A 15,742-nucleotide genomic window follows, 5' to 3' on the forward strand; every position below is an offset into this window, starting at 1 on the left:
TCCTTACATTTTATGGTTTAAAAAGATTAGAATGTTCTTTTTATCCAAATGATAACATCATCTTTATTATTAATTGCTTGAAAGCAACGAATCCCTAATGTTTCAATCCAAGCGATATCTTCTATAAAGAATTGGATTGATTTGTCTTTTTTCCAAGAACTAGTTATAGTGTTAATATCAATAACAAAAGGGGAGGATATTTTTTCATTTTCGATAGTATACAAAAGAAGTTTGTTTCCTGAGGTTTGAGTCTTTTCGATAAGACAAAACTTCTCTTGATTTTTAGAAAAAACAGGTCGACTTTGCAGTTTTGTAATTGTTCCATCTTTTAAGGATATCAAAAGATATTCTTCATCTTCCCAATATTCTTTTAAAAAAAGAACATAATTCACTTTTGGATAGTATTGAATGAACTTACAGTGACTAGTGCCTTCTTCGACTTCGTTATGATTTACGGATGCTAAGATTAATTTTTTCTGATTTTTTAGCTCAATTTCAATTGAATTTGATTGTTCATTTATTTTTATGAAACCAGGTTTGATCAAAGCCCTTTGGGAGGAAGTTGGTTGCATATACGTATTGGATGTCTCCTCAACATAGATATCCTTGTTCTCAAAAATAGTATTCGTTTGGATTGCTCTAAAGGTATGTGTATTATTATAAGCATAAATCCGAAAAGACTTATCTGCCCAAATACCCGTAGAATCACTCATAGGAATCCAAGACTCTAGCACTACATCGTGATAATGAAGGGTATTAGTATGTTCTTTTTTTATGTAATATTCTCTTCCATACTCTGAAAGGACAGGTATATAATTATTATCATCACAGTTGATAAAGAAAGTATACAACTGTTCATTGCTGGTTCCTGTTGCGCTGGGTGTATAAGCTACAATATCCGTTTTATCGTCTTTATTTAAATGAATAAAAGAGATAAATCGATATTCGGTTTTGTCAATCACAAAATCGACTAATTCTTGTGGTTTATTCCTAAATAAATTAGCATTTATTTTTACGATCTTATTTGACTTGGAACAGATTGGAAGTGAGTCTATAAACGTCACATGATTAGATTTTGGGGCTGCAAACGAATACTGAACAAGCCATATCAGTAAGCTTATAAATAACGGTTTCATAATATTTATTTTTATCAAGTAGCCAAAGAAAATGGCAATAAAAAAAATGAAAACACCAAGTTAAAATAAATAATATGTATTTATAATGCCTATTGATTATTTGGTTAAAATAATTGGTTATTTGGCAAGAGTTGATGAAATACTTATAGAAAATATAGGGATAAAAATAAGAAAGCGATTTTTGCCAATAGTTAGCGCAATACCGTTGTATTGGTAATTGTAAATGAAAACTTTGTACTGGCGATTTTGGCTAGGATTGCAATGTATTTTCGTATTTAGATAGATCAATAGCAAGTAAAATATAGGTTCTTAATACTGTCTTTTGCGTCTTTTTTTCATGTTTTCGTCTATAACATGGTACTCTTTTGCATTTATTTAACCTACAAAACATGTAACAAAATATGAATACTCTTATTGCTTGGAATAAAATCAATGCCCGATTAACGAATTTTGTTTTGGGCAAAGTAAAAGACAAGGATTTAACAAATGATATCGTTCAAGATGTCTTCTTGAAAGTTTTTACTAAAATTGATACGTTGAAGGATAATAATAAATTAGTCTCTTGGATCTATCAAATAGCAAGAAATGAAATTATTTCACACTTTAGAAAAGTAAAGCACGATGGCTGGGAGGAAATTGAAATACCAGAGACTAAAAAGGAAACGCTCACCTCAGAGCTAGCAGAATGCCTACATCCCTTAATTGATACGCTGCCTGACAAATATAAGGAAGCTTTAATTTTAGCTGATATTGAAAAAGTCCCACAAAAAGAAATTGCCAAGAGATTAAACATATCGTATTCAGGTGCTAAGTCACGTGTACAACGAGGTCGGGAAATGCTGAAATCAACTTTATATCAATGCTGTACCATTACCACAGATGTCTATGGAGATATATTGTATTATAAACAAAATAATTGCGAGGAAGGTAAGTCGAATAATTGTAAAATAAACTGTGATTAACTTTTTGCGTCTTTTTTTTGATAGGGCGTCTATAGGGTGAACGTAATATTAATCACTTAAAAAATAAATGTCATGTCAAAAGAAATTAAAGATGCAGTTAAAAAAACGTATACAGAAGTCCTAAAGGCAGGTGTTGGTTGTGGCTGTGGTCCAACTTGTAGTACCTCTGATCAGAACTGGTCACTTAGCGAAAGTTATGAATCTATTGAAGGATACACCGAAGAGGCGGACTATGCGTTGGGTTGTGGAATTCCAACTAAAGATGCTAAAATTAAAGAAGGAGATACAGTGCTTGACCTTGGTTCTGGTGCAGGGAATGATGTTTTTGTTGCTCGTAGTTTGGTAGGCGAAAAAGGGTATGTTATTGGAGTTGATATGACGGAAGCAATGATTGCCCAAGCCAATAAAAATAATGAAAAACTGGGTTATCAAAATGTAGAATTTGTTTTAGGTGAAATTGAAGATTTGCCGATTGCGGAAAATTCGATTGACGTAGCTGTTAGCAATTGCGTGTTGAATTTAGTACCTGATAAATACAAAGCGTACTCCGAGGTTTACAAGGTTTTAAAACCTAATGGGCACTTTAGTATGTCGGATATTGTGTTGAGAGGAGATTTACCCAAAGGCATACTAGAGGCTTCAGAGATGTATGCAGGTTGTATTGCTGGTGCTATGCAAAAAGAGGATTATTTAGAGGCGATTAAAAGGGCAGGCTTTAAAAACATTAAAGTAACGAAGGAGCGAGAAATTGAATTGCCTGATGAAATAGCACTTCAATATGCTACAAAAGAAGAGTTGGAAGCATTTAAAAAAGGAACCAATGCCATTATTAGTATTGGTGTTTATGCTGAAAAATAATAGATAATAAGGCGTGGTTTCCTACTAACTTAAGTAATTGGTCAGAAAAAAATATATGAGAGTGTACTTTTTTCTGAACGATTACTTACGTGTTTAAGTAATCGTTCAGAAAAATTCTATAAACCACGCAGTAGCACTGTAGGTAAAACCGCACTGTTTGGTTATACCTTTGGTATACTGTACCAAGCTCTCGCAGTTGCTACTACGTGGTCACTGCGTTCATCAATTAGCACTAAAAATAAGGCTATTTTTTACCTATAATTTTTTATGCCTACTTACTTATAATGTAAAATTTAAAGAAAAAGATAAAAATGGAAAATTCAAATAATTCAAACTGCTGCACACCTTCTACCAAAGCCAATTCAGAAGAAACTTGTTGCCCTCCAACAACTCAGAACCAACCTCAATCACTCGGCAATAATTTTGCTAAAAGCAATCCCAATTATCTAAAATCTATGTTTGGTAGAACGGACTTGATGCCTTTGTGGATTGCAGATATGGATTTCAAAGTAGCTGAACCGATCACGCAAGAATTGCAACGTTTGGTTAATAGAGGCAACTTTGCTTATGAATTCAACACGACCAAAGTGTTTGATGCTTTGGTGAATTGGAATGTGAAACGCCACAATTTAAAATTAGAAAGTCAGTCATTTATAGAGGTTACCAGTGTCTTGACAGGAATAAGTCTACTGATTAGAGAGTTGTCTAAAGAGGGAGAAGGGGTATTGGTGCAAACTCCTGTTTATCATCAATTTTTCAAAGTTATTCGATCAGCCAATCGAACGGTAGTAGAAAATCCATTACAGTTACGAAATGGTCATTACGAGATGGATTTTGAGGACTTAGAGCAAAAACTAAAAAGATTAGATGTAAAAATCATACTACTTTGTAATCCACATAATCCTGTTGGTCGTGCTTGGAAAAAAAGAGAGTTGCAACAATTGGTTACCTTAGCCAATAAATACAAGGTAAGAATCATCAGTGATGAAATTCACTCTGATATTATCTATTCCTATTCCAGTTTTAACAGCATAGCTTCCTTTGCTGATAATTCGCAACACATTGCAGTAATAGGAGCTCCCTCTAAAACGTTCGGAATGCAAAGTATCTCTAATGGCTACCTCTATGTGCCAGATATGGCCACATACAAGCAAGTAAAAAACACCATCGGCTCTTTGTATCTTGATCATGGAAATGCTCTATCTTCTTATGCTACTTTGGCAGCTTATACCAAAGGTGAAGAATGGTTAGAGAAAACAATTTCGTACATAGAAGAAACAGTGAATTGGGTAGAAGGATATTTGAGAAATGAACTTTCAGAAGTAAAGCTCATACGTCCAGATGGCACTTACCAAATATGGTTGGATTTTAGTGCCTTGAATTTAGCACCAGATGAGTTGAATCAATTGATGATTCATTCTGCAAAATTAGCATTAACCCCAGGGACTTGGTTTGGTAGCAATGGAAGTCAATTTATGCGAATGAATATAGCTTCACCATTAGCGAAAATTCAAAGAGCATTTTATCAAATAAAAAAAGCGATTAAAGATGGAATAGGAAGTACTACAAATACCAATATTAAATCTCCTAATTGCTGTGGTTGTTAACAATAGCATCTAAACTCTCCTTTTTGCATCTTTTTATTTAAATCCCGTCTATAAGGGAACTGTAAAAACATTATACCTTAACACTAGTTCGTCGAAATCATGCAGCTAAGTCTGAACTATTACGTAGTAGCACCAAAGATAGCTAGGTGATAGCTGAGTAGGCTTGCACTAGTAGTAGAAAAGAGCTGTTCATGGAGTAATCAACGAACTACTAATCTTAAATAATATGGAAAATTCAAATTGTTGTTCACCCAATCAAAATAATACTACCAATTGTTGCCCTTCTACGGAAACTAAAAAAGTGAGGGTAAAAAAAAGCATTGGTTTCTTTGTTTTAGGTTTGGCTTTTGTTTTTGCAATTTCGTCCGCATTTAGAACTGCTACGAGTGCTAATGATATGGGAGCTATGCCACCATCAATCGAAGATTTTGAATGGATGAAAACAGATAAAGAAGTTGCTTATGTTTTCATAAAAGGGGATGAAAAAGAAGCAAACGAAGCGTTGTCTTCCAAAGTTTTGGCTATTGTAGAAGATCTGAATGAAACAGATGGCTCAGCAGAATATTTTGAGTTATTTCCTTCCCTTAAGTATTACAATAGTTTTATAGCAACGATAGGTGTAGAAACAACTCCTTCAATTGTTGTACTTGGTAGACTAGGAACGCTTTCTATTGTAAATAGTGAATCTGCAAGTTCCATGAAGTTGTATAAAGCTTATATGGCGGCAATAACCCCTCCAGCATCTTGTGCTTCCTCTAAAAACTGTAAACCATCATCATCTTGTACACCTGCACAAAAAGCAAAGTGTGCTACAAAAAATAACAATTAGGATGTTAGAAAGTATTCAACAATGGTCAGGTGGGATTATTGAAAGTCAACTGAATTCACCACTTTTTTTTGTTGCCGTCTTTTTCTTAGGGCTTATTGCTGCGGTCGGCTCATGCTGTAACATTGGAGTAGTTGCAGCAGTAACAGGCTACGCAGGTACAGGTGCTCAAAGGATGGATAATAAATCTCATTTCAAAACAGGAGTATCCTTTTTTTTGGGTAATGTTATCTCTTTATCTTTGCTTGGAGCATTAACAGGCTTTGTGAGTCAGTCGTTAGGTGCTACGGTGGGGGAGTACTGGAAGATAATTGCAGGTTTATTAGTCGTTTGTTTTGGGCTAATAAGCCTCGATATGTTTCCTTTAAAACTAAAGTTAGGGGATTCGTTAAGCACAAAGCTTAATGCATTAGCTAATAAAGGATTTCTTTTTGGTTTAGCCTTGGGAGGTTTCGCTACTGCTTGTTCTGCTAGTTGTAGCCCTATTTTTCCTATCATTTTAGGAACATCTTTTTTGCAAGGAAGTATTGTATGGAGTTGGTTGACGCTCTTCGTATTTGCCATTGGGTATAGCCTCCCTTTGGGGGGCATATTAGTTGGTGTTGGATTTGGGTTTGATAAATTTTTAGAAAAATTAATGATTAATAAAACGATATTCAACAGCATTTTTGGAGTGCTAATGGTTGTTGTTGGATTTGGATTATTATTGGGTTTTGTTTAGTTTTTTTCAAGGAGTCTGCTGAAAAAAAGTTTATTTTTAACTTCATTTTAACGGACATTATAAACATTATTAGACATGATCATGAATAGAGTTATATAGTTGAAAAATCAATGTTTTTTTGAAGGACAAAGAAAAGTGTAAACTCATAGCTGTACGCTATGAAGTAGAGCATTTGACGAAGTCAATCAGAAAAGATGTTTTTGTAGGCATACCATTTCATTCGTGATCATGTCTATTAACTATAGTTTTTTTATTGGTTATTTTGTGAATTTTTCAAATGTTATTCCATTGAATTTATATACTCCGTTTTGGTGAGAGCCAAGCCAAAGATCACCTTTGTTGTCTTTGTATATTTTGAATAAAGCAATCTGTTTCGATTTGTCTTGAATGGCATAATGTGTAACTTTTGTTCCATCATATTTCCATACACCATCAAGATAGGTCACAAACCACAAATTATTGTTGTTATCTTTTACGGTTGATAGATACTCGTCTAAATTGCTGTCTTTCTTCCCATCTAAACCACCTATACTTTGATACCTTGTGTAAAATTGATTGCTTTTTAATGTTGTACTATCATAAATACCATATCGATATTCAGTGTTAAACCAAAAGTCACCATTTTTGTCTTCTGCAATGGACCGTACTCCGTTTGCACCTTCATTGCGAAATTCTGTTATGTCTTCTTCTGTAATCCATTCAAACGATTTTCCATTGTATCGGCATACACCGACAGGATTGGTACCAAACCAAATATTTCCTTTCCTGTCTTTATAAATACTGTAGATTTCAAAAGGATTGGGTAGATTAGGTGGTTTGGGCAATTCCAGTTCGTATAAGGCACTTCCGTCATATCGATATACCTTCTCATTTCGATAAGCGTGTTTAAACCATATATCTGTGGGTTGAAGTTGCCAGTCGTTACTAGGTATTGGTGATAATGTCGTAAAATTATTTCCATCAAATTTAACTACCGTAGAAGTTGGGTGGCAACTAGTGAAGTATATGTTACCAAATTCATCTTCTTTTATTTCATCAATTCTATTGTTTGGCAAACCGTGCTTTGTTGTGTAATTGGTCAATTCTTTTCCATCATATTTATAAACTCCTGTTTCCCAACTTCCAAACCAATAAACATTCTTACTGTCTTGATAAATGACCATTATATTGTTACCAAGTTTAGATACTGATTCCCCATTGATAAACTTGTCAGTGATTTTTTTCTTATTTGAAGTTTGCCCGTTGCATGATGTCAGCGCAATTTGAGTGATTAGAAATAAAAGTATGTATAATCTCATTTTTATTTGTTTGATAGTTAGAATGTGTCTTTGTTATAGTTAACGGCAACTTGTGTGCAAAACCATACCTCTATAAATATACGATGGTTCAAAAAAAACGAGACACAAAATTAACGTAAAAATCGTAAATTTGTGTTACTATAATCCAACAAAAATCGGCTACAACAAAGTCATAGCTGCAAGAAACGTCATAAAACACCATCCTAATTAGTAGCTCTAAGGAACTTAATCGGTGTATTTTTAGTGCTTGATTGTTAGTTTTTCGTGTGTTTCTTTAATTTTGAGGTACAAAAATAGGGCAAAAGATTTAGTTGGTTTTTCTTAGTGTATGTAGTAATAACACTATATTCCCAATTTTAAAATAGACACTCTATGTTAAGATTTTTGTTGATTATTACAATAAGTTGTTACACTCTAATAATTCAAGGACAAAGCAAGGCAATAGAATTCTTAGAAGCCAGAAACGCACAAATAAAAACAATAACAACAGGAACATATCATATTACTACAAAGATGAAGTTTCTCTTTGATGTAGATACTTCAGAATTTCATGGAAGGTGCTTTTTTGAACACCAAAATTTAAAAGATACGACCTTTTACAAGGTACATACCTATAAGCATCATTTGAATCTTTCTCAATTATATTTAGGACAAACGAATCAGTATTATCATGTTGACCATGATAGAAAAATAGTAGAAGGTTGGTTCAATACTTCCTTAAATAGGCTAATGGCAGATCGCTCTGTTTTTAATCCACTAGTTTTTAGAGACTATATGAAAAGCAAAATATCGGAATCCGATTCGATATGGTTAGAGGTTGATACTTTACTTGATGCCGATGTACTTTGTTTTTTCGACCAAGCATCTCCAAGTGTTAGCGAGGTTAGAGTAGAGAATGATTTGACGAAAATCTACTTTAATAAGCATGGTTTACCTTTTAGAATGACCACTTATCTTGAACTTGCAGATTATGGTGTTTACGAATATAAAGATCAAGAAATTCATTTTTTGACTACGAACATTCCTCCATTATCCAATATGCACGAAATCTACGGAGAACGAGGTTATACTTATGTAGATGGAATAGAAGCGGATCAAGAGCATGAGGCTAATCGAGATTCTACTCAAATTAAACTCGGAACGACCTCTCCTAATTGGCAAGCTCAAACGTATGCAGGAGAAAATTTAGATTTGAGCCAAATAGAAGGCAAACTTATTTTGTTAGATTTTTGGTACAAAGGCTGTTTTCCTTGCATCCAGTCAATGCCCTTACTCAATCAATTGCATCAAAAATATGCGGATAAAGGTTTAACAATTATAGGAATAAATCCCTATCAATCAAAAGCTGAAGAAATACTTCCGTTTCTAAAAAAGAAGTCTATTGAGCATCCCAACCTTTATAGCGCATCTATTCCTAGTTTGTATGGTGTATTTGCGTATCCTACCTATATCTTTCTAGATGAAAATAAGAAGGTTGTAAAAGTACAAAGAGGCTACGGAAAAAGAGAAACGGATGCTGACTTTGAGGCTTGGATTGATGCTTATTTAAGTGTGAATAATATTGATAAATAAGATACAAATAAAGCGGCTAGAACAAGGTTGTAGCTGCGAGAAGCGTTATGAAACACAGAACTTAGTTCGTGCATTATTCGTACTTGCTAATTGGTTCTTATGAAGCTTTTTTATGAATGGAAAAATAAAGATAACTTTTACTAGTTACTTTGGGTTCATAAATACTTCTTCGACCATGAGTTTCTTCTCCATTAATTTCCTCTAATTCACTATAATTTTAGATAGTATATCCTTATTTTTGAAATCCTTATAGTGGTAAAAGATCTTATTCCATTGAACTTGATATTAAACTGATAATTGAAAACTGAAACCTTAATATGAAAAAGCAGATGATTAAAAAAATAAAAAACTGGATAAAAACATGTTTCCTCTTGTTAGTAGGAGGTGGGACTATGAATGGGCAAGTAGCTCTTAAATGGGTGCATCAAACAGGATCAGCGGGAGTTGACCAAGGGTGTTCAGTGGCAATTGATGATGTAGGGAATATCTACACTACAGGAAAGTTTGATGGAACAGTAGATTTTGATCCTAAAGACGGGGTTACTAATCTGATAGCTCCAAATGGTTATGGTATTTTTGTTCAAAAATTAGATGCAGAGAGGAATTTACTTTGGGCGAAGAGCATGGGGGGGACAAATAGTTTTAATGGAGGGGTAGGACTCGCAATAGCTGTGGATAACTGGGGAAATGTCTATACAGTAGGTTATTTTTCAGATACCGTAGACTTTGATCCGAATGGAGGTGTTCATAATTTAATATCTACAGGTAATTGGGATATTTTTGTTCAGAAATTAGATAGTAATGGTAATTTTTTATGGGCAAAAAGTATGGGAGGAGCAGATACAGATGAAGCAATTTCTATGGTATTAGATGATTTGGGAAATGTTTACATAACGGGACATTTTCATGGGACCGTAGATTTTGATCCCAATGGAGGTGTTTATAATTTAACAGGAAGTAACCCTGCTTTTGTTCAAAAATTAGATAGTAATGGTAATTTTTTATGGGTAAAAAGTATGGGGAGTTTTCTTGGCACAAACGAAGGTAAATCTATTACTTTGGATGATTTAGGAAATGTTTACATAACGGGACATTTTCAGGGAACCGTAGATTTTGATCCCAATGGAGGTGTTTATAATTTAAGTTCTGTAGGAAGCACAGATATTTTTATACAAAAATTAGATAATGCAGGTAACTTTTTATGGGCAAGGAGTATGGGGGGAAATACGACAGATTATGGATATTCTATAGCTGTAGATAATATAGGGGGTGTTTATACTTCGGGATTATTTAGGGAGACCGTAGATTTTGATCCTGGTGTTGGTATTTATAATTTAATATCTACAGGTGATTGGGATGTTTTTGTTCAGAAATTAGATAGTAATGGTAATTTTTTATGGGCAAAAAATATGGGCGGACCTAAGAATGATGTAGGAACTTCTATTGCATTAGATGATTTAAATAATATTTATATAACGGGACAATTTCAGGATACTGCAGATTTTGACCCAGGGGTAGGGATTACTAATTTAATAGCTACAGGAAATTATGATAGGTTTATACAAAAGCTAAATAGTGCAGGAAATTTTTTGTGGGCGAAAAGTATAGGAGCAAATCGTTTTTTTATGGAGACTTCTGTTGCATTAGATAATTCTAATAATATTTATCTGATAGGTGGGTTTAATGGAGCAGTAGATTTTGATCCTAACGAAGAGAGGAGCACTCTAACTGGAAACTGGAATATGTACCTACAGAAACTTATACAAAAAGGAATAGTAGGAAGATTATATCATGATTATAACCAAGATTGTATCCAAGACATTAACGAAATTGGTTTACCCAATAGAGCACTTATTATTAATCCTGGAAATATAGTAGTTACTACAAATAATAATGGAATATGGTCAGTAGATTCCCTTCCTATTGGAAACTATACGATATCAATTGACACATCTACAAATTGGTTGTCAACGTGTCCTTTAATACAAAATTTTACAATAACTAACCCTGATAGCATAATAGTGCATCCCTCTTTGGGATTTATATCAACAGCTCCATGTTCGACTCCTAATGTTTCTATTTATGCTCCCTTTTTACGACCAGGTTTTTCTAATCAATTAATTTATATTCATGTATGTAACGAGTCTACAGCGACAGGAGGTATTGATAGTGCTTACGTTATTGTTCAACTAGATAGTTTATTAACAATACAATCAGGTTCTCTTGCGTACACAGATTTAGGAGATAATAAATATAAAATAAATTTAGATACTCTTCAACCTGGTAGGTGCGTAGATATTACATTAAATTGTCTTTTGAGTGCAAACGCTATTTTGAGCAAGACTTTATGTATGACTGCAAAGTTGTATCCTGTAGATACGTGTAGCTTAGATACTGCTTTTAGGCCTTCTCCACCAAGTATCACCCCCTGCTTAACTTCTTATGATGGTTCCCATTTAGTTATTCGCCCAACTTGTAATAATGATACTATAAGTTTTGTCATTACTAATATTAGTGATTTTGATATGACTTGTTATTCTCAGGTGAGATTATTTGTTGATGGGCAATATATATTGAGAGATTCTGTTTTTTTAGCTAGTGGAGATACTTCAATGTTTGTGTATTTAGGGGATGGTAAAACTTGGCGTATGGAGGTTGATCAACATCCATTACATCCTGGAAATTCTCAGCCATCGGGAACAATTGAGTTATGTGGCAATAGCGCCAATTGGACTCCCAATTTAGTTAATATTCTTCCTCTAGATGATGCAGATCCTGTTGTAGACATCTATTGTGGTTTGGTTACAGGAAGTTATGATCCTAATGATAAGACAGGCTTTCCTCTTGGGGTAGGTCCAACACATGATATATTACCAAATCAAAAAATAGAATACCTTATTCGTTTTCAAAATACAGGAACAGACACTGCTTTTACAGTAGTTATAAGAGATACCTTATCAACAGATTTTGATATTTTTTCTCTAAAATCAGGAGCATCAAGTCATAACTATAGTTTTAAAATGTATGGTCCTAGAGTATTAGAATGGACATTTAATAATATTATGTTGCCTGATAGTAATGTTAATGAGCCAGCTTCTAACGGTTTTGTCAAATTTGAAGTAGAGCAAATGCCTTCTTTAGCTAATGGAACAGTACTAGAAAACACAGCTGCAATTTATTTTGATTTTAATGCTCCGATTATTACAAATACGAGCATACATACAATAAATGAAAGTATTTCTCTTTTTACTACTATTCAGCAAGTTGAACTAGAAGAGAACTTGAAAATACGTTTTTACCCTAATCCCACAAACGGAATAGTTTACATTGATAAAAAGGATAATGAATCGCTTGATTTCTTGGTGATAGACCATTTAGGAAGAGTTCTTTTGTCCAAAAAGTCAGTAGATCCAATTACAGATTTAGATTTAAGTGCCCTCCCGTCTGGAGTTTATTTTGTTACAGTGAGTAATGGTTCTAAAATGGCAACACAAAAAATTATTAAGCAATAACTTGAAGGGAACGTAATCAGCAATAACATTGATAGCTTCATAAGAACTTAGTTCGTGTATTATTCGTACTTGCTAATTGGTTCTTATGAAGCTTTTTGTTTTTATGAAGAGTGTGTAGAATATGAATCCTTATCTAGGAAATAAATAAATAAGCATATTTTATTATTTTGAATGAAACCTTTTTAATATTTTAGAATGTTCTGTAATGAAATATCGTAACTTGCTATTTTGAGGTAAAAGGAAAGATCAAGAGAATTAGAGAACGAAATTAGAAAGAAAGATAATATAAATACACAATGAGCCAAAGACCAACACAATCAGAAATTAACAACGCCTTATGGAAAGCCTGTGATACCTTTAGAGGGGTTGTAGATCCTGATGATTATAAGAATTACATCTTGGAATTTATGTTCTTAAAGTATTTGAGTGATAAGTGGAGAGATACTTATGACCAAATGAAGGAACAATATGGAGATAACGAAGAACTAATCAAGCGTAAAATGAGTCGCCAGCCTTATCAGCTTCCTGAAGGATGTAGCTTTTATGATTTGGTAAATAATATGGATCAACCTGATTTGGGGGAGCGTATTAATAAGATGGTTGCCAAGATAGAGGATGAGAACAAGCAAAAATTAGAAGGTGTTTTTAATGCCGATTTTAACTCAAATAAGATTGGTGATGAAAAGAGTAAAAACGAACGCCTCAAAAATCTAATCAACGACTTTAACGATTCTAAGTTGGATTTCCGTCCTTCTGTAATTGGTAGTATTGATATTATTGGAGACTCCTATATGTTCTTGATTGAGCGTTTCGCTTCTGGCTCTGGTAAGAAGGGAGGTGAATTCTTTACCCCACACAATATATCTGTATTGTTGGCCAAGTTAATGCAACCCAAAGCAGGGAGTCGTATTTGTGATCCAACTTGTGGTTCTGGATCTTTACTGATTACGGTGGCCGATGAAGTCAAAGATAGTGAGGGCAAAAAGAGTAGAGATTTTGCGCTTTATGCTCAAGAGAGTAACCGCAACACTTGGGCATTGTGTAAAATGAATATGTTCTTACACAATATGGACGATGCACATACTGCTTGGGGAGATACGATTCGAAACCCTAAACACATCGAAGGAGACAAGCTCAAAACTTTTGATGTTGTCGTTGCCAATCCTCCTTTTAGTTTAGATAAGTGGGGAGCTGACAGTGCTGCCAATGATATATTCAACCGCTTTGCGATGGGCGTGCCTCCTAAATCTAAGGGAGATTATGCTTTTATATCTCATATGATTGCCTCTGCGCATCATGGAACAGGTAAAGTTGGTGTAATTGTACCGCATGGTGTACTATTTAGAGGAAGTAGTGAAGGCAAAATTCGTAAGCAATTGATTGAGAACAATTACTTAGAAGCGGTTGTTGGTTTACCTCAGAATCTTTTCTTTGGGACAGGTATTCCAGCAGCTATTTTGATATTCAATAAAGGAAAAACGAATACAGATGTGCTCTTTGTAGATGCAAGTAAGGAATATATTGCAGGTAAGAACCAAAATGAATTGGGAACAGAACATGTCCAAAAAGTAGTGGCTATTTACAATCAATTCAAAGAAGGGAAGGCGATTAATGAAGGAGAAGGCGTGGTATTAGTAGATAAGTTTGCTTATCGAGCGACTTACGACGAAATTGAGGAGAACGACTTTAATCTTAATATTCCTCGTTATGTAGATACCTTCGAAGAAGAAGCTCCTGTTGATATTGCTGCCACCCAGAAGGAGATTAAAAATTTGGAAGCTGAATTGACCGATGTTCGAAAAGAAATGGATGCTTATTTGAAGGAGTTAAACTTGATAGATTAATGGAATTGGAAACTATTGAGCAAATCATAGGTCGTTTGGATGCCTTGAGGGATGAATTAAATACTTATCGTCCTATTCCTGCGGATCGAATGAATCGAATTATGCAAAAGTTGCGTTTGGACTGGAACTTCAATTCCAACAGTATGGAGGGGAACACCTTGACCAAACAGGAAACTCAAAAATTGCTTCATTATGGAATTACTGCCAAGGGAAAACCTTTGCGAGATCACATTGAGATGCAAGGGCATGACAAGGCACTCAAGAAGTTGGAAGCGATTGTGCACAAAGATTTGAAATTGACTGAAACCTTGATGAAGGATTTTCATAAAATGATCTTGGCAGAAAGTGAATCCTTGACCGAAAAGAATGTGGAAATTAATCCTGGTGAATGGAAGAAGCATCCTAATTATTTGTTGAGCCCTACTGGAGAACGGATTGATTTTGCAGCACCTGATCAAGTACCTGATTTGATGTCTGAACTGATCAATTGGACGAATAATCATTTATACCAAGAAGAACTGAACCGTCATAAAAAGAAAAAATATACTTTGCACCCATTGGTAGTGGCTTGTATCTTTCACAAGCGCTTTATTGCTATTCATCCTTTTGGGGATGGAAATGGGCGTATGGGGCGTATCTTGATGAATTTGATTTTGATGCAAAACGGCTTTATGCCTGCAATTGTACCACTCAAAAGTAGGGATAGCTATTATTTGGCATTAAATGATAGTACAGCAGAAGATATGCGTCCTTTGGTGGAGTATGTTGGACGGAATTTGATTCAGTCGATGGAGTTGGCGATAGAGGGTGCTAAGGGGAATGCTGTGGAGGAGCCTGAAGATTGGGCTAAAGAAATTGATATCTTTAAAAGCAAGCTGCTTAAAAAGAAAGAAAAAGAGGAGCGAAAATTATTATCTCATATCGAACTAGTGATAGAAGCGGCTGATTTAAATATTCCTCCTGTTCTAGAACGTATTGCAAGTAAATTTAGCCCTCTATGCAAACTATACAAAACCTATGGTTTTAATGTGAGTTTAAATGGAAGGGAAATCGTCGCTGTCCAAGAAATCAAGCAAGAGGTTATCGATTTTTCCTCAAAAGAAATCAAGGAACAGGTTTATAACAGTAATGGAAATATAGATGTAGTGGTGGAGTGGCATTTACTGTACTTTCAATATGGAAATCCCAAACGATACAATACGATTAATTATATTTGGTCTATTCATTTTTATAAAGAAAACTATGAGTTGAAATTTAATTTAGATGAATCTTCATCTATAAGATTGACTTATCAAGAATCTATTACTGAAGAGCATTTATCAATAATAGATCAAACAGCCCATAAAATATTAAAAGTACTTAATACAGAGTTGTTATAACCTGATAAAAAACAAAGAGGAGAATAA

At 34.3% G+C, this 15,742-nt stretch carries 11 protein-coding genes; 9 read left to right on the forward strand and 2 right to left on the reverse strand.

Going from position 1 to position 15,742, the window contains the following annotated elements:
* Positions 1-26 precede the first annotated feature (26 nt).
* Entirely contained in the window at positions 27-1,136 is a 1,110-nt protein-coding gene (locus QP953_RS05760; protein WP_309554261.1) for a hypothetical protein, read from the reverse strand.
* A 401-nt stretch (positions 1,137-1,537) separates the two neighbouring features.
* Here QP953_RS05760 and sigZ point away from each other — a divergent pair, with 401 nt between their 5' ends.
* The 5 genes from sigZ (at position 1,538) to QP953_RS05785 (ending at position 6,110) form a co-directional block, all read left to right on the forward strand.
* A complete protein-coding gene (gene sigZ / locus QP953_RS05765) occupies positions 1,538-2,098 on the forward strand; it encodes an RNA polymerase sigma factor SigZ (RefSeq protein WP_052593774.1) in 561 nt (186 codons plus the stop codon).
* Between the two features lie 72 nt (positions 2,099-2,170).
* Positions 2,171-2,956, forward strand: a complete 786-nt coding sequence (gene arsM / locus QP953_RS05770; RefSeq protein WP_052593776.1) for an arsenite methyltransferase — start codon at positions 2,171-2,173, stop codon at positions 2,954-2,956.
* 311 nt (positions 2,957-3,267) lie between these two features.
* A complete protein-coding gene (locus tag QP953_RS05775) occupies positions 3,268-4,563 on the forward strand; it encodes a PatB family C-S lyase (protein ID WP_309554262.1) in 1,296 nt (431 codons plus the stop codon).
* A gap of 226 nt (positions 4,564-4,789) precedes the next feature.
* Positions 4,790-5,392: a hypothetical protein gene (locus tag QP953_RS05780; protein WP_309554263.1), complete on the forward strand. Its 603-nt coding sequence runs from the start codon at positions 4,790-4,792 to the stop codon at positions 5,390-5,392.
* A 1-nt stretch (position 5,393) separates the two neighbouring features.
* Entirely contained in the window at positions 5,394-6,110 is a 717-nt protein-coding gene (locus tag QP953_RS05785) for a cytochrome c biogenesis protein CcdA (RefSeq protein WP_309554264.1), read from the forward strand.
* Between the two features lie 257 nt (positions 6,111-6,367).
* On the opposite strand, the gene QP953_RS05790 is transcribed toward QP953_RS05785, so the two are convergent.
* Positions 6,368-7,408 (reverse strand): two-component regulator propeller domain-containing protein, encoded by a 1,041-nt coding sequence (locus QP953_RS05790; protein ID WP_309554265.1) that lies wholly within the window; start codon positions 7,406-7,408, stop codon positions 6,368-6,370.
* A 372-nt stretch (positions 7,409-7,780) separates the two neighbouring features.
* Here QP953_RS05790 and QP953_RS05795 point away from each other — a divergent pair, with 372 nt between their 5' ends.
* From QP953_RS05795 to QP953_RS05810, 4 genes are all read left to right on the forward strand, one after another.
* Positions 7,781-8,980, forward strand: a complete 1,200-nt coding sequence (locus tag QP953_RS05795) for a TlpA disulfide reductase family protein (protein WP_309554266.1) — start codon at positions 7,781-7,783, stop codon at positions 8,978-8,980.
* A 317-nt stretch (positions 8,981-9,297) separates the two neighbouring features.
* Positions 9,298-12,492: an SBBP repeat-containing protein gene (locus QP953_RS05800; protein ID WP_309554267.1), complete on the forward strand. Its 3,195-nt coding sequence runs from the start codon at positions 9,298-9,300 to the stop codon at positions 12,490-12,492.
* 296 nt (positions 12,493-12,788) lie between these two features.
* Positions 12,789-14,336, forward strand: coding sequence for a type I restriction-modification system subunit M (locus tag QP953_RS05805; protein WP_309554268.1), 1,548 nt, complete (start codon positions 12,789-12,791; stop codon positions 14,334-14,336).
* A complete protein-coding gene (locus QP953_RS05810; protein ID WP_309554269.1) occupies positions 14,336-15,715 on the forward strand; it encodes a Fic family protein in 1,380 nt (459 codons plus the stop codon). Before QP953_RS05805 ends, QP953_RS05810 begins: the two co-directional genes overlap by 1 nt.
* The last annotated feature ends 27 nt before the right edge of the window (positions 15,716-15,742 follow it).

This window comes from Aureispira sp. CCB-E, assembly GCF_031326345.1.
In the GTDB taxonomy this organism is placed as follows: Bacteria; Bacteroidota; Bacteroidia; order Chitinophagales; family Saprospiraceae; genus Aureispira.